Source organism: Mycobacterium sp. IDUB_36, from assembly GCF_055419225.1.
On sequence record NZ_JBVAXH010000001.1, the window covers coordinates 1,062,722 to 1,081,125 of the forward strand.

The 18,404-nt window shown below is 69.0% G+C and carries 18 protein-coding genes; 9 read left to right on the top strand and 9 right to left on the bottom strand.

Annotation, left to right across the window (positions count from 1 at the left end):
• Nucleotides 1–1,598, bottom strand: a 1,598-nt coding sequence (locus ACZYW1_RS05195) for an ATP-dependent helicase (RefSeq protein ID WP_463783844.1), incomplete at its 3' end; no start/stop codon positions are given.
• On the bottom strand, nt 1,595–4,711 hold the full coding sequence (locus tag ACZYW1_RS05200) for an ATP-dependent helicase (protein ID WP_463783847.1): 3,117 nt from the start codon (nt 4,709–4,711) through the stop codon (nt 1,595–1,597). The genes ACZYW1_RS05200 and ACZYW1_RS05195, both read right to left, overlap by 4 nt.
• Nucleotides 4,712–4,772: 61 nt before the next feature.
• Between ACZYW1_RS05200 and ACZYW1_RS05205 the strand changes: the two genes are divergently transcribed.
• Nucleotides 4,773–5,552: an alpha/beta hydrolase gene (locus ACZYW1_RS05205; protein ID WP_463783849.1), complete on the top strand. Its 780-nt coding sequence runs from the start codon at nt 4,773–4,775 to the stop codon at nt 5,550–5,552.
• 1 nt (nt 5,553) lies between these two features.
• A complete protein-coding gene (locus ACZYW1_RS05210; protein ID WP_463783851.1) occupies nt 5,554–5,856 on the top strand; it encodes an MGMT family protein in 303 nt (100 codons plus the stop codon).
• Here the strand turns inward: ACZYW1_RS05210 and ACZYW1_RS05215 are convergent.
• From ACZYW1_RS05215 to ACZYW1_RS05225, 3 genes are all read right to left on the bottom strand, one after another.
• On the bottom strand, nt 5,853–6,707 hold the full coding sequence (locus ACZYW1_RS05215) for a TIGR02569 family protein (RefSeq protein WP_463783852.1): 855 nt from the start codon (nt 6,705–6,707) through the stop codon (nt 5,853–5,855). The two genes, ACZYW1_RS05210 and ACZYW1_RS05215, sit on opposite strands and share 4 nt — an antisense overlap.
• A gap of 91 nt (nt 6,708–6,798) precedes the next feature.
• On the bottom strand, nt 6,799–7,968 hold the full coding sequence (moeZ, locus tag ACZYW1_RS05220) for an adenylyltransferase/sulfurtransferase MoeZ (RefSeq protein WP_463787688.1): 1,170 nt from the start codon (nt 7,966–7,968) through the stop codon (nt 6,799–6,801).
• Between the two features lie 44 nt (nt 7,969–8,012).
• Nucleotides 8,013–9,068 (bottom strand): DUF3152 domain-containing protein, encoded by a 1,056-nt coding sequence (locus ACZYW1_RS05225; RefSeq protein ID WP_463783854.1) that lies wholly within the window; start codon nt 9,066–9,068, stop codon nt 8,013–8,015.
• 162 nt (nt 9,069–9,230) lie between these two features.
• Between ACZYW1_RS05225 and ACZYW1_RS05230 the strand changes: the two genes are divergently transcribed.
• Nucleotides 9,231–9,887: a TetR/AcrR family transcriptional regulator gene (locus tag ACZYW1_RS05230; RefSeq protein ID WP_463783855.1), complete on the top strand. Its 657-nt coding sequence runs from the start codon at nt 9,231–9,233 to the stop codon at nt 9,885–9,887.
• Here ACZYW1_RS05230 and ACZYW1_RS05235 read toward each other — a convergent pair.
• The gene (locus ACZYW1_RS05235) at nt 9,874–10,122 is read right to left on the bottom strand and encodes a DUF3107 domain-containing protein (protein ID WP_463783857.1); all 249 of its coding nucleotides are present in this window, start codon (nt 10,120–10,122) and stop codon (nt 9,874–9,876) included. The two genes, ACZYW1_RS05230 and ACZYW1_RS05235, sit on opposite strands and share 14 nt — an antisense overlap.
• A 160-nt stretch (nt 10,123–10,282) precedes the next feature.
• Here ACZYW1_RS05235 and ACZYW1_RS05240 point away from each other — a divergent pair, with 160 nt between their 5' ends.
• On the top strand, nt 10,283–10,960 hold the full coding sequence (locus ACZYW1_RS05240) for an MmpS family transport accessory protein (protein WP_463783858.1): 678 nt from the start codon (nt 10,283–10,285) through the stop codon (nt 10,958–10,960).
• Here the strand turns inward: ACZYW1_RS05240 and ACZYW1_RS05245 are convergent.
• Nucleotides 10,957–11,652, bottom strand: a complete 696-nt coding sequence (locus tag ACZYW1_RS05245; protein ID WP_463783859.1) for a ferritin-like fold-containing protein — start codon at nt 11,650–11,652, stop codon at nt 10,957–10,959. The two genes, ACZYW1_RS05240 and ACZYW1_RS05245, sit on opposite strands and share 4 nt — an antisense overlap.
• A 328-nt stretch (nt 11,653–11,980) precedes the next feature.
• Between ACZYW1_RS05245 and ACZYW1_RS05250 the strand changes: the two genes are divergently transcribed.
• Complete coding sequence (locus ACZYW1_RS05250; RefSeq protein WP_463783861.1) at nt 11,981–13,549, top strand: DEAD/DEAH box helicase; 1,569 nt, start codon at nt 11,981–11,983, stop codon at nt 13,547–13,549.
• A gap of 21 nt (nt 13,550–13,570) precedes the next feature.
• Nucleotides 13,571–14,785 (top strand): Rv3212 family protein, encoded by a 1,215-nt coding sequence (locus ACZYW1_RS05255; protein WP_463783862.1) that lies wholly within the window; start codon nt 13,571–13,573, stop codon nt 14,783–14,785.
• A 9-nt stretch (nt 14,786–14,794) separates the two neighbouring features.
• Here ACZYW1_RS05255 and ACZYW1_RS05260 read toward each other — a convergent pair whose 3' ends face one another.
• On the bottom strand, nt 14,795–15,595 hold the full coding sequence (locus ACZYW1_RS05260) for a ParA family protein (protein WP_463783866.1): 801 nt from the start codon (nt 15,593–15,595) through the stop codon (nt 14,795–14,797).
• A gap of 109 nt (nt 15,596–15,704) precedes the next feature.
• Here ACZYW1_RS05260 and ACZYW1_RS05265 point away from each other — a divergent pair, with 109 nt between their 5' ends.
• From ACZYW1_RS05265 to ACZYW1_RS05275, 3 genes are read left to right on the top strand one after another with little or no spacing between them, the layout of a single operon-like run.
• Nucleotides 15,705–16,304 (top strand): acid phosphatase, encoded by a 600-nt coding sequence (locus ACZYW1_RS05265; protein ID WP_463783869.1) that lies wholly within the window; start codon nt 15,705–15,707, stop codon nt 16,302–16,304.
• Nucleotides 16,294–17,391 (top strand): isochorismate synthase, encoded by a 1,098-nt coding sequence (locus tag ACZYW1_RS05270; protein ID WP_463783871.1) that lies wholly within the window; start codon nt 16,294–16,296, stop codon nt 17,389–17,391. Before ACZYW1_RS05265 ends, ACZYW1_RS05270 begins: the two co-directional genes overlap by 11 nt.
• Nucleotides 17,388–17,924 (top strand): N-acetyltransferase family protein, encoded by a 537-nt coding sequence (locus tag ACZYW1_RS05275; RefSeq protein ID WP_463783872.1) that lies wholly within the window; start codon nt 17,388–17,390, stop codon nt 17,922–17,924. Before ACZYW1_RS05270 ends, ACZYW1_RS05275 begins: the two co-directional genes overlap by 4 nt.
• Here ACZYW1_RS05275 and ACZYW1_RS05280 read toward each other — a convergent pair.
• Nucleotides 17,875–18,270, bottom strand: a complete 396-nt coding sequence (locus tag ACZYW1_RS05280) for a hypothetical protein (RefSeq protein ID WP_463783874.1) — start codon at nt 18,268–18,270, stop codon at nt 17,875–17,877. The genes ACZYW1_RS05275 and ACZYW1_RS05280 overlap by 50 nt on opposite strands.
• Nucleotides 18,271–18,404 lie beyond the last annotated feature (134 nt).

Consider the following 18,404-nt stretch of genomic DNA (forward strand, 5'->3'; position numbering starts at 1 on the left):
CGACCCGCTGCACCCGGCCGCGCCGGGCTTGCGATCGCGACGGCACGCCGCCACAGCGCCGCGATGTCGCGCGCTCCGAGCCGCCAGCGGGGCCCGGTGAGCACCCGCATGGCCGCCGGGCCGGCGGTCGGATCGGCGACCAGCCGCAGCATCGCGACCACGTCGGCGACCTCCGGAACCGACAGCAAGCCCGCCAGCCCGACGACCTCCACCGGCACCCCGCGCGCGCGCAGCGCGGCGGCGATCGGGGCGGCATCGGCGTTGCGGCGCACCAGCACCGCGGCGGTCGGCGGCGCGACACCGTCGGCGGCGGCCTGCTGGTAGCACCGCTGCACATGGTCGGCGACCCAATCCCGTTCGGCGAGAACGTCGGGCAGCAAGGCGCAGCGGACCGTGCCGGGCGCGGCGTCGGGTCGCGAGCGAAGCGCATTCACCGCGACGGACCGTTGTCGCGCATCGGCCGACACGGCATTGGCTACGTGCAGAGTGGCCGGCGGGTTGCGCCAGCTGGTGCTCAATTCCAGCACCGGCGCCGGGCTGCCGTCACCCATCGGGAAGTCGGTGGTGAACCGCGGCAGGTTGGTCGCCGAGGCGCCGCGCCATCCGTAGATCGACTGGATCGGGTCCCCGACAGCAGTCAGCGCCAATTCCTCGTCGACTCCGCCGCCGAACAACGACGAAAGCAGCATCCGTTGGGCGTAACCGGTGTCCTGGTACTCGTCGAGCAGCACCACCCGGTAACGGCTGCGCAGCTGTTCGCCGACCTGCGGCACCGCCAGCGCCAACCGTGCAGCGCAGGCCATCTGGCCGCCGAAGTCCATCACCTTCTCCGCTCGCATCCGTCGGTGCAACGCGTCGATCAGCGGCACCAGCTCGGCGCGTTCGTTCTGGGTGGCCAGCATGCGCAGCAACCACTGGCTGGGACCGCGGTCGCGCTGGTAGGGGCCCGCAGGCAGGGTGTGCACCAGCCGCTCGAGCTCGACGTGGGTGTCGCGAACCTGGCCGGTGTCGACCAGATGCTCGGCGAGCTGGCCCGACAGCCGCAACACCATCGCGGTGACCGACGCCGGATTCTTCTCGGTGCGTAGCTCACCGGGGTAGCGGCTCACGACGTCGAATGCCAGCTGCCAGAGTTCTGTCTCGCTGAGCAGCCGGGTGTCCGGCTCGACGGGTTGGGTGTGCTGCCCCGTCGACAGCAGACCGTATTCGCGTAGCAGTTGACCGGCGAAGGCGTGGTACGTGCTGACCATCGGGGTGCCGGCGGGTTCACCGGCCACCTGGTCCGCACCACCCGCCCACACCAGCCCGGTGCCGCTGAGCCGGGCAAGTCGCGACCGGACCCGCCGCAACAGCTGACCGGCCGCCTTGCGGGTGAATGTCAGACCCAGCACCTGACCCGGGTCGGCGTAGCCGTTGGCCACCAGCCACACCACCCGAGCCGCCATCGTCTCGGTCTTGCCCGCGCCGGCGCCGGCGATCACGACCAGCGGACCCGGCGGTGCGGCGATGACCGCGGCCTGCTCGTCGGTCGGCTCGAAAAGACCGAGTGCACTTGCCAATTCGGCCGGGCTGTAACGCTGTGCAGCCGTAACGGTCATAGCGCTGCCTCTCCGTCGATTCCGGTCTGAGCCGGGCAACTGGCCCGTAGCGGACAGTGCGAGCACCCATCGTTGACCCTTGCGATGAACTGCGGGCCGGCCGTGGCGCCGGCCGCTTCGCGGATACGGTTGCGCCACTGCTCACGTGTCTCGGGTGTCAGCGGATCCTGCTCCCGTTCGGTAGCCCCCGCCGACCCGGTCTTGCCGAGGTAGACCAGCCGACCGCCGCCAGGCTCATCGCCGTCCGACACCAGCCCCTCACTCACCGCGAGCTGGTAGGCCGCCAACTGGGCATGCCGCTGCGCGTCGTCTTTGGTGACCGGGGTCTTGCCGGTCTTGATGTCGACGATCACCAGCCGGCCGGCGGCGTCGCGTTCGATCCGGTCGACCCGACCGTGCAGACGGACGTTGCCGTCGAAGACGCCGTCGATCTCGACTTCGACGCCGACCTCGCTCAGCTCTCCGCGGGTCTGCGCCCGCCACGCCAGAAACGTCTCGATCATGGTCCGGTGCCGGGCCAGCTCATTGTCGGCGTACCAACGTGATTCGAACGGAAGGTGCTGCCACGCCCGTTCGAGTGCGGCGAGCAACTCGGACTCACCGCGACCAGGCTCGGCGATCAGCGCATGCAGCACCGAACCGACGGTCGAGCCCAGGTCCCGCGGGTCGGTACCGCCGTGGCGTTCGGCCAGCCAGCGCAGCGGGCAGTCGGTCAACGTCTGCAAGCTCGACGGCGTCAGCGTGACCATGTGTTCCGGGTCGTCGTCCCTGCTCCACATCGGCTCGGTGGTGCTCACCGGCGACATGCCGTACCAGCCGGCGGGGTCGGCTCCTGGGACACCCGCCGCGGCCAGGCGCGCCAATTGTTTTGCCGCACAACCGCGCATCTCATCACTCACAGTGTCCCGCGGCGCGCACACCACGCCGCGCAGCCGGCCCACCACCGCGTTGGCCGACAACACCCGTGGCCCGACGACGGGCTGAAGTGCCGTGTCGGCGGCACCGGTCGACCACTGGGCGACCTCGGCGAAGAACGACGACGGAATGCTCACCTCGTCACCGCCGCCGGCCTCACCGTCGACGGCCGTCACCAGCAACCGCGTGCGAGCCCGCCCCATCGCGGCGACCAACAGTCGGCGCTCCTCGGCGAGTAACGGAGCCCGCATCGAGGCGGTCTCGGTGACGCCGTCGAGCACGTCGAGCAGCCGCTGCGTGCCGAGCACGCCGCCGCGCGGAATCGTATTGGGCCACAACCCTTCCTGCAGACCGGCGATGACAACCAGATCCCACTCGTGACCGAGCGCGGCGTGCGCGCTGAGCACCGCGACCTGCTCCGCCGCATCCGGTTCGGAGCCGACGGGCCGCAGCTGCTCCGTCGCCAGCTGATCGAGCAGGCCGCGCAACGACGCGCCGGTGGTGCGGGCCAGATACTGGTCGCACGCGTCAAACAGTGCGGTGACGGCGTCCAGATCCCGGCCGGCCTGGATGCCGGCCAGGCCGCCACGCTCACTCGCCGTCACCCAGCGGCGCTGCAACCCGGATCGCTGCCAGGCCGCCCACAGCGTGTAGCGCGGATCCTCACCACGCCGGTGTGAGCCTGCCGCGGCGTCCAACACCTTGCGGACCCGCTGCAACGATCTGGCCTGCGCCGCGGGCAGCCGGGCCGACACTTCGCCGGTGAGCGCCTCGACCAGCATATCGCCGAATTCTCTTGCCGATCCGTCGTTCTCGGTGCGTCGCAGCGTCCGACGCAATTGGCGAAGCGAGACCGGGTCTACTCGGCCGATCGGACCGGTCAGCAGAGCCAGCGCCTGCTCGCCGTCGAGCCCGTCAGCCGTCGCGGCCAGCACCGTCATCATCGCCCGGGCAGCGGGCTGCGCAAGCAGCGAACCGGTGGGCGCCGACGGGGCCACCGGGACACCGGCCCGGACCAGCGCGTGCGACAAACCCGCCGCAGCACGCGGGACCGACCTGACGACAACCGCCATCTGCGACCACGGCACACCGTCGACCAGATGCGCGCGCCGCAGATAGTCGGCGATCATCGTCGCCTCGGCACCGGTCGAGGCGGCCGACTGCACCAGCACCGAACCGGGATCCGCACCGACGCCGTCGATTCGGCCGCCACCGGCCAGCCGGCCGGCGATGCCCGAGACGGCCTGCGCGACCGCGGGGGCGCAGCGATGCGACGTCCGCAACGTGACCGACGGCGTCGTGTCGTTGAGCAGCGCCGTCGGTTCGGCGCCGCGGAACCCGAACACCGCCTGATCCGGGTCGCCGGCCAGCAGCGTCAACTCGGCACCGGCAGCCAGCACCCGAACCAGCAAGGCGGCCTGCGGGTCCAGCTGCTGGGCATCGTCGACCAGCAGCACGCCGACCCGGGCCCGTTCGGCAGCCAGCAGCTCTGCGTCGACGGCGAAAGCCTCCAACGCGGCGCCGACCAGTTCGGCGGCCCCGACGGCCGGCGTCGTCGCTTGCGGCGCGGCCGTCCCGACCGCCGAGCGCAGGAGCATCACCTGTTCGTAGTTGCGCGCAAAACGCCCCGCGGCAACCCATTCCGGGCGACCCGCCTGCCGGCCGACGCGCTCCAGCTGCTGGGGATCGACGCCGCGCTCGGCGCAGCGGGTCAGCAGCTCGCGCAATTCGGCGGCGAAGCCGTCAGTGCCCAGGGCCGCCCGCAATTCCCTGGGCCATCCCCGCAGACCGTCGGCGATCTCACCGGCCAGTAGTTCGGCGATGATCACGTCCTGCTCGGCGCTGGTGACCAGCCGGGGCGGTGGGCCGCCGGCACGCTGCGCGGCCAATCGCAACACCGCGAACGCGTAGCTGTGCACGCTGCGCACCAACGGCTGCCTGATGACCGGGGGTTGAGCGGCGCAGTCCTGGGCGGCCAGCAGTTCTGCCGTCAGGACACTGCGGGCCTGCGCGGAGATCCGGCCCGAACCTGTCAGCAGTAGAACAGATTCCGGGTCGGCGCCGGCGCCGATTCGCCCGGCGGCGACATCGATCAGCAGCGAGCTCTTGCCGGTGCCCGGACCACCCAGCACGCGTACCGTCCCCCGCAGGGTGGGATCGAGTACAGCGCGGGCTTCCGGGCCCCAGTGATGCGGCATAGCGGAATGACACCATGGGGGTCCGACAAGTCGCCCGATCAGCGGCTGGCACGATCGACGCGTGACCCGCCTCCATGTGCACCGCTTCGGCCCGCCCGGGCCGGTGCGGCTGCTGGCGTTGCACGGGCTCACCGGTCACGGCCGGCGTTGGCAGCACCTCGCGGACCGGCATCTGCCCGAGATCGCGGTTGCCGCACCGGATCTGATCGGGCACGGCCATTCGTCCTGGGATGCGCCGTGGACGATCGAAGCGAATGTGACGGCGCTGGCCCGGCTGCTCGATCAGGAGGCGGACGGCCCCGCCGTCGTCGTGGCGCATTCGTTCGGCAGTGCGGTCGCCATGCAGTTGGCGGCCAGCCACCCCGCCCGGGTGTCCGGCCTGGTGCTGCTCGACCCGGCGGTCGGACTGGACGGCGCGTGGATGCTCGAGATCGCCAACGCCATGCTGGCCTCCCCCGACTACTCCGACGTCGCCGAAGCCCGTTCGGCAAAGACCAACGGTTCCTGGAAAGGCGTCGACCCGGCCGTCGTCGACGCCGAACTCGACGAGCACCTCCTCATGCTGCCCGGCGGTCGCTGTACCTGGCGGCTCAGCCTGCCCGCGATGATGGCCTACTGGAGCGAACTGGCCCGCGAAATCGTGCTGCCGCCCAAGGGAACTCAGACCACCCTGGTGAAAGCCACACACACCTCACCGCCGTACGTGACCGAGCACCTCGTGCAGCTTCTGCGCGGGCAGTTAGGCGACGATTTCCGCCACCTGACGCTCGACTGCGATCACATGGTGGCCGAGACCAGACCGGCTGAGGTGGCCGCGCTGATTCGCGAGCGGCTGGCCTGACGTGGCGCCGGTGACCGAGGACCAGGTCGAGCGGGTACGCGCGCTGGTTGCCGCCATTCCCGCCGGGCGGGTGTCGACGTACGGCGACATCGCTTCTGTGGCAGGGCTTTCCAGTCCGCGCATCGTCGGATACATCATGCGTATCGATTCGCTCGATCTGCCGTGGCATCGGGTGATCACCGCATCGGGTCGACCGGCGAAGCATCTGACCACCAGGCAACTGGAACTGCTTCGCGCGGAGGGAGTTCTGGCGACAGACGGCAAGATCGCGCTCGACGAGCTGCGCTACGCCTTCCCCGACTAGAGGATCAGCCGCACCAACGCGGCGGTGCGGGCCAGGCCGGGGAATGCCGCGGCCGTCGACCGCGGATGCAAGGCGTGGACGGCCAGCCGGAACATCAACGCACGCAACAACATCTGCGGCCACTCCGGGAGCGCGTTCCAACGGTCGATCAGCCCTTCGTCGGCCTCGCCCCACGACAATGCGTCGACGACGACCACCCCGGCCGCCCACGATGCGGGCCGCCAGTAGGGCGTGATGTCGGTGATACCCGGAGCGGCGGCACCGGCGAACAGCACCGTGCCGTACAGGTCGCCGTCCACCAGTTGATTCGGGCTCTTGGTCGGACGCCGCAGTCCCGCAAGCTGATTGATCAATTCGACCGACCGCTGACCATCCGCGGTGGGCGACGCCGTGCGGGCCGCCGCCGGCACCGACTGCAGCGGCCGCTCTTCCCACGCGGCCCGGTCGGCGGCGATGAAGACGTCGACGTCGGCCCATGGAGCCGTCGGCCCTTGGGTCAGGAACCGCGGCCGTTCCAGCTTGCCGGTGGCCTCGTGCAGCCGCACCGCGGCCGACACCACCTCGTCATGCCGGGGTTCGGGCTGCCCGGCGACGAAAGTGTCTGCTCGCCAACCCGACACCACATAGCGTCCGTCGGTCGAGCGGACCGGTCGTGCCAGCCGCACACCATCGACGAACAACGTCTCGCGGACCCGCGCCGACCAGGCGGCCCGGGCGTTCTCGGCGACCATCGACAGCACCACTTCGCCACACCGCCAGCCACCTTCCCAGGCGGCACCCAGCGGAATGGGACCGACGCCGCTCAAACCGAACGCCGACAGCACATGCTCCGGCGGCGGTTCGACACTCACGCGATCAGCCTAATCGGGCCCAGCGAAGTCCCGGGACTAGACACGGACTCGCAATTCGGCGCGAATTCGATCGGCTTCAGCCGCGTCGCGATCAGTACATGACCATGTCGGGCTGCATCTGCTCGGCCCAGGCCACGATGCCACCCCGTAAATGAACCGCGTCGGCAAACCCGGCGCCGCGGACCGTCGCCAACGCCGCGGCCGACCGCACGCCCGTCTTGCAGTAGAGCACCGGCCTGCGGCCGCGCGGCAGCCGGTCGAGACCCGCATCGGAGTTGAACAGAGCGCTCGGGATCAGCTCGGCACCGTCGATCCGGTTGATCTCCCATTCGGCGGGCTCACGCACATCGATCAGCGCCACACCGGTGCCGGAATCGAGTAGTTCGCGCAGCTCATGCGGGCTGATTGCGAGGTCGTCTGCTTCTTCGGAGACCGTGCCGCAGAACTCGTCGTAGTCGACCAGTTCGGTGATGGCGGGGGCGGCCGGGTCTTTGCGGATGGCGATGGTGCGATGGCTCATCGCCAGCGCGTCGTACATCAGTAGGCGGCCCAGCAGCGGATCGCCGATGCCGGTGATCAGCTTGACGGCCTCGGTCCCCATCACCGACGCGATCGAGGCGCACAGCAAGCCCAGCACGCCGCCTTCGGCGCACGACGGAACCAGACCCGGCGGCGGCGGGTCGGGATACAGGTCGCGGTAGTTCAGGCCGCGCTCATGACCGGCCTCATCGGCCGGTGCGTCTTCCCAGAACACCGAGACCTGACCCTCGAACCGGTAGATCGAGCCCCAGACGTACGGCTTGTGCGCCAACACCGCGGCGTCGTTGACCAGGTAGCGGGTGGCGAAATTGTCCGTGCCGTCGAGGATCAGGTCGTATTGCCCGAACAATTCGACCGCGTTGTGCCGGTCGAGCCGGACCTCGTGCAGACGCACGCTCACCAGCGGGTTGATCTCGCGAATCGAATCGCGGGCGGACTGCACCTTGGACCGGCCGACGTCGGACACCCCGTGGATGATCTGACGCTGCAGGTTCGATTCCTCCACCACGTCGTCGTCGACGATGCCGATGGTCCCGACGCCGGCCGCGGCCAGGTAGAGCAGCGTCGGGGCGCCCAGGCCGCCGGCGCCGATGACCAGCACCCGCGCATTCTTGAGCCGCTTCTGGCCGTCGACGCCCAGATCGGGGATGACGAGATGGCGGCTGTAGCGGGCCACCTCGTCGGCGGTCAGCTCGCCCGCCGGCTCAACAAGCGGTGGCAACACACCATCGAGGCTAGGCCAGACTGCGGCCCCGGACCCCGCGGCTACGCGATCGGGTAGGGCCAGGGATTGAACCGGCAGGTCTTGCCGTCGGGTTTGACGTACTCCGGGTCGAACCGCGAGTTGTCGTCATTGGACGTGGAGAACGTCTGCTGCATCATGATCGGCGCCAGCGCACCCTGTTTGTCGCACGGCTCGTGCCGCAGATACCCGATCGCGTGACCGACCTCGTGGTTGATCAGGTACTGGCGATAGGAACCGACGTCACCCTGAAAAGCCAGCGCGCCGCGCACCCATCGGGCCTCGTTGATGAAGACCCGCGGCTGCACCTCGGCGCCGTAGGACGGGTTGTAGCAAGACGTTTCGAGCGGGAATTCGTACCCGCACCCTTCGCGAACGGTCATCGGTGAGCTCAGCGAGATGCGGATGTCGGGCTTGGCCCGGGAATTCGCATCGATCCTGATGAAGGCGAACTGGGCGTCGTGGGTCCAGCTCTTGGGGTTGCCCAAGGTCTGGTCGACCATCGAGGCGAACGCGTCATCGCCGCCGAAAGCAGCGGCGTCGATCCCGTTTTCGACTTCGACCGTGTACCTGAAGACCTTCGCCGCGCCCTGACCGATCTGCGGCGTGACTCCTGGAACGACGTGCCAGGTCTTGTCGCCGGCATTGGTGAAAGGGCCACCGTTGGGCAGCATTCCGGTCGGCAGGCTGGCGTCGAACTGGGTCAGGCCGCGAGGCGGGGCATCGGCGATCACGGTGCCGACCGCCCCGATCTTGGGTGGCCCCTGCGCCGGCTGGCCCGACGCAGGCGCCGTCGCGCTCGTTCCGGTGACGGTCTGGTACAGCACGACGACGGTCACGGCGACCAGGACCGGCAGGGCGTAGGCACGCCAGCCGTAAGTGGAGACGAAACGCCCCAGCCACGTCTGTTTGCGCCACCGGCCGTTGTCGCGACTCGTCCGGATGCGCCCGGGGCCGCCCCACGCCAGCGGATCGCGCTGAGCGCGCAACGGCTCGCGCCAGTCGTCGCGGAGAACCGGTGCCCGGTTACCCCCGCGCCACTCCGGGTCGAAGGTCACTTTCCCAGAATGACACAACACCTGCTAGCAGGGACTCTCGGCGCGCCAGACGCTGCGGCCGAGACGCTGCGGAGTCGACATCCAAGGCTTGGATCAGTGTTGAACATGCCGGCGGGTAGTAGTGTCGAGCGATCAACGGCGCACCAGTTACTGCCGCGCTAGGACAAGAAGATTGAGGAATGGATGAGCGATCTCGCCAACGCCGCCGGCAGGAGTGGGGTGAAGCCCGGCACCACGGCCCGGCGCGGCAACCGACTGCCTCGTGACGAGCGTCGGGGCCAGTTGCTCATCGCCGCCAGCGACATTTTCGTCGATCGCGGCTACCACGCCGCCGGCATGGACGAGATCGCCGAACGCGCAGGCGTCAGCAAACCTGTTCTCTATCAACACTTTTCGAGCAAATTAGAGCTGTACCTGGCGGTGCTGCAACGCCACGTCGACAATCTGGTGTCCGGTGTGCGCCAGGCGCTGCGAACCACCACCGACAACCGACAGCGACTGCGCTCCGCCGTAGGGGCGTTCTTCGACTTCATCGAGCACGACAGTCAGGGCTACCGGCTGATTTTCGAGAACGACTTCACCACCGAGCCTCAGGTCGCCGCGCAGGTGCGGGTGGCCACCGAGTCGTGCATCGACGCCGTCTTCGACTTGATCAGCGCCGACTCCGGTTTGGACCCGCACCGCGCCCGGATGATCGCGGTGGGCCTGGTCGGCCTCAGTGTCGACTGCGCCCGCTATTGGCTGGACGCCGATCGCCCGATCGCCAGAGACGACGCGGTTGACGGCACCGTCGTATTCGCGTGGGGCGGGCTGTCACACGTGCCGCTTACCCGCTCTTAGCGGCGCTGCTGCTGATTCCGAAGCCGACGCGGCGGGAGTCCGCGGCACCGATCTCGACATAGGCGATCTTGGCGGAGTTCACGAGATAGCGGCGACCTTTTTCGTCGGTCAGACCCAGCACGTCCGCGTCCTTGGCGAGGGCAGCGGAGACCAGAGCTTCGACCTCGCTCGGCGTCTGCGGGCTGCTGAAAACCAGCTCGCGCGGGCTGTCCGTGATACCGATCTTGACCTCCACGCCGGTCCCTTCCCGTTCCTTCGGTAAATGGTGCTTGCGCTTTGCAGGCTAGTGGAAGCCTGCGGGCCGTGCCGAAAGCCGGTCGTTCCCAAGGGTTCGCCGGTTGCGCCGCTCGAGTCCCGTTCGCAAATCGTGACCTGACACGCCCGCGCCCCGCCCGGTGGCGTCGAGCCACATCACTAACATTTGCACCATCAGTACCACCGAGGACTACCGGGGCTACGAGCTTCGCGACCATGACACCGCCGACGACCTCTACGTCGACGGCGATGACGTATACGACCCCCTCAACGGGCGCTGGCGTCCCATCGCGGCCATTGCCGGGATCGTCTTCGTCCTCGCGGTGATCGCCACCCTGGTGATCGTCAACGGAGGTGACACTGGCTCGACCTCGGCGACCGTGGTGGTGCCGCCGACCCACACCACGACGCCACACCTGGTACCCGCCTTACCGCCCGAGACGATGACCACCGTCACTCCGACCTCGCGTCCGCCCAGCCCGACCGTCACCAGCACGCCGTCGGCGACCCTGCCGCCCGCCATCCCCCCGGTCGCACCGGATGTGGCCGGACGCACTTTCGTCTACCGGGTGGCCGGCACCAAGGGCCTGCTCGATCTGGTCACCATCGTCTACACCGACGCATCGGGCGCGCCGCAGACCGATTTCAACGTGTCTCTGCCCTGGGCGCGGACCATCGTCCTCAATCCCGGGGTCAGCATGCGGTCGGTCGTCGCGACCAGCCTGACCGGTCGCCTGAACTGCTCGATCGCCGACGGCGTGGGTCAGAACGTGGCGATCTCGACCAGCAGCACGATGATCGCCACCTGCACCGCCTAGGCCAGGCCCAACTCGCGGGTGCGCTCGTCGTGGGTCTTCTGCAACCGATCGAAGAATCCGGTCAGCTGGGCCAGCCCGTCCGTCCGCGACACCACCAGATCGACCAACTCGTCGTGCTCGGCCATCACATATTGCGCCTGGGTGATCGCCTCGCCGAGCAGGCGGCGCGACCACAGCGCCAGCCGGCTGCGCTGTTTGGCGCTCTTGGTCACCGCGGCGCGCACCTCGGCGACGACGAACTGCGAGTGCCCGGTCTCCGACATCGTCGACCGGACCACGTCCGCGACATCGTCCGGCAGCGACCCGGAGATCTCGAGATAGAAGTCGGCGGCCAGCGCATCGCCGATGTAGGTCTTGACCAACGCTTCCAGCCAGGTGCTCGGGGTGGTCAGCCGGTGGTAGCCGTCCAGCGCCGACGCGTATTTCGAGATCGCCGGCAGAACGTCCACACCCCGGCGCTCGAGCGCCTCGCAGAGCACCTCGTAGTGCGCCATCTCGGCGGCGGCCATGCTGGCCATCGAGATCCGGCCGCGGAGATCCGGCGCCATTCGCGCCTCGTCGGTCAGCCGATAGAACGCCGCGACCTCGCCATATGCCAGCAGGGCGAACAGTTCGTCGACTCCGGGATGGTCGGCCGGAAGGCGTGGCTGAGGCGAATCGGCCAGCTTGTCGCCCGGCGAAAGCGGAGTCATGCGGACCACTCTAGAGTTTCGCGTGGCGACCCGCTGCGGGCGACAACACCGCCCTGGCGATCGCCACGAGGGTTTCGCGTGGCGACCCGCCCGCCCGCGCCGGCGCCGCGAATCGTGGCTGAGACGACCTAGCGGCTACAATCACTAGAGGTAACGGTGGTCGATCCGTACCACCTCTGCCTATGCAATGTGCGTGCACGCAGTTGGCCCCGCCTCATGAGCGCAGGGCCCCGCGAATCGGAAACGTATTCGAAAGTCAACTGGTGCGCGCTGGACCGCAACGATTGACCAATCGAATACGAACCCGAAAGGCATACGTGTTTCACGCATGACTCCACTCATCACACCTGTACCAGCCACGGCCGAAGTCGAAGCCACCTTTGCCGACCTCGGCGTCCGCGAAGAAATAGTCCGGGCACTCAGCGAAAAGGGCATCGAGCATCCGTTCGCCATCCAGGAGCTGACCCTGCCGCTCGCGCTCACCGGCGATGACCTGATCGGCCAAGCCCGCACCGGAATGGGTAAGACCTTCGCCTTCGGTGTGCCGCTGCTGCAGCGCATCACCACCTCCGGCGAGGACCGCCCGCTCAACGGGATTCCCCGGGCATTGATCGTGGTGCCCACCCGCGAACTCTGCTTGCAGGTCTACGGCGACCTGTCCACCGCGGCCAAGTATCTGACCGCCGACGACGACCGCAAACTCTCCGTTGTCTCCATCTATGGCGGACGGCCCTACGAGCCACAGGTCGAGGCGCTGCGCGCCGGTGCCGACGTGGTGGTCGGCACGCCCGGCCGCCTGCTCGACCTGGCCCAGCAAGGCCACCTGCAGCTCGGTGGCTTGTCCGTGCTGGTGCTCGACGAGGCCGACGAGATGCTCGACCTGGGCTTCCTGCCCGACATCGAGCGCATCCTGCGCCAGATTCCCGACGAGCGCCAGGCGATGCTCTTCTCGGCGACCATGCCGGACCCGATCATTACGCTGGCTCGCACGTTCATGAACCAGCCCACCCACATCCGGGCTGAAGCACCCCACTCCTCGGCGGTGCACGACTCGACCAAGCAGTACGTCTATCGCGCGCACGCCCTCGACAAGGTCGAGCTGATCAGCCGCGTGCTGCAGGCCAGCGGCCGCGGTGCCACGATGATCTTCACCCGCACCAAGCGAACCGCCCAGAAGGTCGCCGACGAGCTCGCCGAGCGCGGTTTCGCCGTCGGCGCCGTGCACGGAGACCTTGGTCAGATCGCACGCGAGAAGGCCCTGAAGCAGTTCCGCGGCGGTGACATCGACGTGCTGGTGGCCACCGACGTGGCGGCTCGCGGTATCGACATCGACGACATCACCCACGTGATCAACTACCAGATCCCCGAGGACGAGCAGGCCTACGTCCACCGCATCGGCCGGACCGGACGGGCCGGTAAGACCGGTATCGCGGTCACCCTCGTCGACTGGGACGACCTGGCCCGCTGGACGCTGATCGACAAGGCTCTCGGCCTGGACTGCCCCGACCCCGCCGAGACGTATTCCAACTCGCCGCACCTCTACGTCGAACTCGAGATTCCGACCGAGGTCACTGGCTCCGTCGGGACGCCGAAGAAGTCGCCGGTGCGGCGCCCAGCCTCCAGCGGTGGACGCAACGGCGACAGTGCGCGCAACGGCGACGGCGGACGCAACGGCGACGAGCCCGCTCCGACGCGCAACAGCGACCGGCAGCGTCGACGCACCCGCGGCGGCAAGTCCGGAACCAGCCACGCCGGCGCCGCCGTCAATGGCGACAACGACGGGTCGGCCCCGGTGGCCGGCAAACCCGACGCCGGGTCCGCCGATGGCACCCGCGCGCGGCGTCGCCGTCGGCGTCCGCGTAAGTCCGCGGGCGCTGCCGCTCCTGCCGCCAACTGATTCGGCGTCGCTGCTCCGCTGATGGTCAAGCCGGAACGCCGCACCAAAGCTGATCTCCTGGCCGCGGCCGCAATCGCGACCGTCGTCGCCACGACAGCTGCGTTGATCTGGTGGACCAGCGACGCCCGGACCACCGTCAGCCACCCCGCGGCGGGGCCCGCGCCCAGCCCGAGGCTGGCCCACGAGGTGCCGGCGTCGCTCAAGCAGCTCTGGACCGTGCCCGACGCGCCGACCGACCAGCCGGTGGTCGTCGCCGGAACCGTCGTCACCGCCGACGCGCATGCGGTCCAAGGGCGTGATCCGGTCACCGGACAGGTGCGCTGGAGCTACGAGCGCGGCAGTGACCTGTGCGGGATTACCGGCGTCTACCGTTTCGCCGTCGCCGTCTACCGCGACGACCGTGGCTGCGGCCAGGTGAGCACGCTCGAAGGGCCCACCGGAAACCGTGGACCCACTCGCAGCAGCTACGCCGACCGACAGGTCACCCTGTCATCGGATGGGTCGACAATCTTGTCTGCCGGCGACACCCGGCTGGAACTGTGGCGATCCGACATGGTCCGAATGCTCTCCTACGGCGAGATCGACGCGCGGATCAAGCCGACGTCGAAAGGGCTGCACACCGGCTGCCGGTTGACGTCGGCCGCGGCCAGCTCCTCGGCGGTGTCGGTGTTCGAGGCCTGCGGCCGGCAAACCGACCTGCGGCTGACGCTGCTGCGGCCGGCCAAAGAGGAGGATGAGCCGGATCAGCACAACGTGGCCGAACCGGGCATCGGCGCCGACTCCGGCGCCAAAATTCTGACGGTGTCCGAGACCAGGACGGCGGTTTACCTGCCGGTACCTCAGCCGAGGGTCGACGTCATCGACGAGACCGGCACCACCGTCGGGAGCACCCTGCTGCCCGAGCCGCCGTCGTCATCCAGTGTGGTGACTCGCCCCGGCAACCTGGTCACGTGGTGGACCGGCGACAGGGTGATGGTCTTCGATTCCGTGAATCTTGCATTCCGCTACTCGATCGGGCGGGCGGGTTCGTCTGTTCCGGTGGGCCCGGCGACGTTGATGGCCGGCAAGTTGCTTGTCCCGGTGACCGACGGCATCGCCGTCTGCGATCCGGTCACCGGCGTCGGCGAAGGCTTCCTGCCGGTGCAGCGGCAGCCGACGAACTCGGCCGTGATCCCTGCCGTGGCCGGTTCTCAGCTGCTCGAGCAGCGCGGCGACACACTGGTCGCGCTCGGCTGAGTGGCTCGGCTAGGCGTCGATCGCGAAGGTCGGCAGCGCCTTGCCCGTCTTCCAGTGCTTGAGCAGCGCCTGCGCCAGTTCCTGATACGCCACCGCGCCCTTGTTCTTGCGTGCCGCCAGCACCGACGATCCCGACGCGCTGGCCTCGGCGAAGCGCACGGTACGCGGGATGGGCGGCGCCAGCACCGGCAGGTCGTAGCGGTCGGCGACGTCGAGCAGCACGTCGCGGGTGTGGGTGGTGCGCGGGTCGTACAGCGTCGGCAGAGCGCCGAGCAGCGTGAGCTTCGGGTTGGTGATCTGCTGGACGTCGTTGACCGTCCGCAGGAACTGCCCGACACCGCGGTGCGCCAACGTCTCGCACTGCAGCGGCACGATGACCTCGTCGGCGGCGGTGAGGCCGTTCAGCGTCAGCACACCCAGCGACGGCGGGCAGTCGATCACGACGACGTCGAAGGCGTCGCCGAGTTTGTCCAGCGCCCGCTTGAGGGCGTACTCGCGGCCGGCCCGCATCAGCAGCATCGCCTCGGCGCCGGCCAGGTCGATGTTCGCCGGGAGCAGCGTCATTCCCTCCGTCGTCTCCACCAGCGCGGCATTGGCCTCGACGTCACCGAGCAACACCTCGTGCACCGACACCGCCAGCTTGTCGGGATCCTGGCCGAGCGAGAACGTCAGGCAGCCCTGCGGGTCCAGGTCGATGAGAAGAACGCGCTTGCCCGCATCGACGAACGCCGCGCCCAGCGAAGCGACGGTTGTCGTCTTGGCCACCCCACCCTTCTGGTTGGCCACCGCCAGCACTCGGGTCCCTTTCATCAGACGCCGTTCCTCCTCATCTCCAGCTGGCGGTTGTCACCTGCCATCCAACACCAACACCATGGTGCCCGCGCGTGGATGGCCGTGTGTGTCAGGCAGAATCGGTCAGATGGGCGTCGAAAGCCATCGATTGGTGTTGCTGCGCCACGGCGAGACCGAATGGTCGCTGTCCGGCCAGCACACCGGCACCACCGAAATAGACCTCACCGACAACGGACGGGACCAGTCGATCGCCACCGGCCCGGTGCTGGCCGACCTGCACCTCGACCACCCCAAGGTGCTCAGCAGCCCGCGCCGACGTGCCGTGCAGACCGCCGAACTCGCGGGGCTGACCGTCGACGAGACATCAGAGCTGCTTACCGAGTGGGATTACGGCTCCTACGAGGGCTTGACGAGCGCGGAGATCCACAAAGCCCATCCCAGTTGGTCGATCTGGACTCACGGTGGCCCGGACGGCGAATCGGTGGCGCAAGTCAGCGAGCGAGCGGACCGCGCCGTCGCGCTGGCGTTGGACCTGATGGAGTCGCGGGATGTGGTGTTCGTCGGGCACGGCCACTTCTCCCGCGCCGTCATCGCCCGGTGGATCGAGCTCCCGCTGACCGAGGGCAGCCGCTTCGGCATGGGCCCGGCCACTGTGGCAGTCGGCGGCTTCGAACACGGAATACGCCAGATCACCGCGCTGGGTCTCCCGCGTCCCGATGACGGCTGAGCCGCCGTTCGTCCTGTGCGGACCGTCCGGCGTGCTGATTGCCGACGCCGTGCAGTACGGCTACCCCGACGTCGCCGCCGCGCAGGCGGCCCTGCGTTCGGGACAGGTGCCAATTGTCATGGGCGCCTTGGCCTTCGACGCGCACGGTCCAGCTGCCCTGATCGCGCCGCGTTCCGTGCGGCGATTGGCCGAGTTAGCCCCATGGCCGACCGGACCGTTACCCGCGGTGCAGGTGTCCGGCAAACGGCCCACACCCGATGAGCATCGCACGCGAGTCCGGCGGGCCTGTGACGAGCTGACCGCCATCGGCGGCACGCTGCAGAAAGTGGTGCTGGCCCGCGCACTCGAGCTGACCGCCGACGCGGCACTGGACGCGCGAATCATTTTGCGCCGCTTGGTCGACAACGATCCGGCTGCGTACGGCTACCTCGTCGACCTGTCCGCGGCGGGCGGTGACTACGCGGGCACGGCGTTGGTCGGCGCCAGCCCCGAGTTGCTGGTGGCCCGCGACGGCGATCGAGTGACCTGTCAGCCGTTCGCCGGCTCCGCGCCGCGAAACGCCGATCCCGACCTGGACGCCGCAGCCGGCGCGGCACTGGCCGAGTCGGCCAAGGATCGACACGAGCACCAGCTGGTGATCGACACTATGGCGGCGGCGCTGCGACCGCTGTGCAGCGAGCTGACGATCGCGCCGACCCCGACGCTGAGCCGCACCACGGCGCTGTGGCATCTCAGCACTCCGATCACCGGTCGACTGCGCGAGACCTCAACCACTGCAATCGATTTGACGCTTGCACTGCATCCGACCCCAGCCGTCGGCGGGGTGCCTACTACCGCCGCCACCCGGTTGATCGGCGAGCTGGAAGGCGATCGCGGCTTCTACGCCGGCGCGGTGGGCTGGTGTGACGCCGGCGGCGACGGGCGTTGGGTCGTGACCATCCGGGGTGCCCAGCTGTCCGCCGATCGACGCAGCGCGCTGGCTCACGCCGGCGGCGGCATCGTCGCCGAATCCGATCCAGACGGCGAAGTCGCCGAGACGACAACCAAATTCATCACGATCCTGACTGCCCTGGGAGTTCGGCCATGAGCGTGCGCATCCGTCGCGCCGAACCAGGCGATGCCGCGGCCATCACCGCGATGATCCACGGCCTGGCGGAATTCGAGCGCGCCCCCGAGCAGTGCACCGTCGTCGAAAACCGAGTGAGCTCGGCGCTTTTCGGTGAAGCACCGACGCTGAGGGCTCATGTCGCGGAGGTGGACGGTGACGTTGCGGCGATGGCGTTGTGGTTCCTCAACTTCTCGACCTGGGACGGCGTCGCAGGCATCTACCTCGAAGACCTGTTCGTGCGTCCACCATTCCGCCGTCTCGGGCTGGGTCGCGGCCTGCTGACCGCCTTGGCGAAGGAGTGCGTCGACAACAACTACTCCCGGCTGTCCTGGGCGGTACTGAACTGGAACACCGAGGCGATTGCGCTGTACGAATCCGTCGGCGGGCGGCCCCAGGACGAGTGGACCACCTACCGGGTGTCAGGCCCGGAGCTCAGCGCGCTGAGCGGCGGCGCGGCGAGCGCTACGACGGCTCCGACCGCTCCGAAACCCAGCGGACCGCGGCGGGACTGAACAGCAGCGCGAGCACGACCACCGACAGGGCTCCCACCGGGACACCGATCGCCGCCCGGTGCGAGCCCGTCGTCAGGTAGTAGGACACGCCGAGCAGTAACAGCTCGGCGAACACCGCCAGCCCGCGACCCCAGCGCCGCCCGGTGAGCAGAGCCCAGCCGGCCGCCAGCACCGCTCCGCCGAACAGGGCGAACCATCCCGCGGTGCCGAACACGTTGTTTCCCCGCTGGCCTGCACCACCGATCGCACGAACCAGCAGAATCACCGCGACCACCAGGCCCGTCGCCCCTTGAGCAGCAACGATGCAGCCCGCGCTGCGGACCGCGGTCGGGGAACGCCTGTTCACCGCCTCAGCGTAGCCACACCACCGGGCCCGAAGCCGCGCTCCTCCTCCGGCCGCGAGGCGGCCGGCATCGTCGCCGCTCACCCCACAGCCGCGCTCCTCCTCCGGCCGCGAGGCGGCCGGCATCGTCGCCGCTC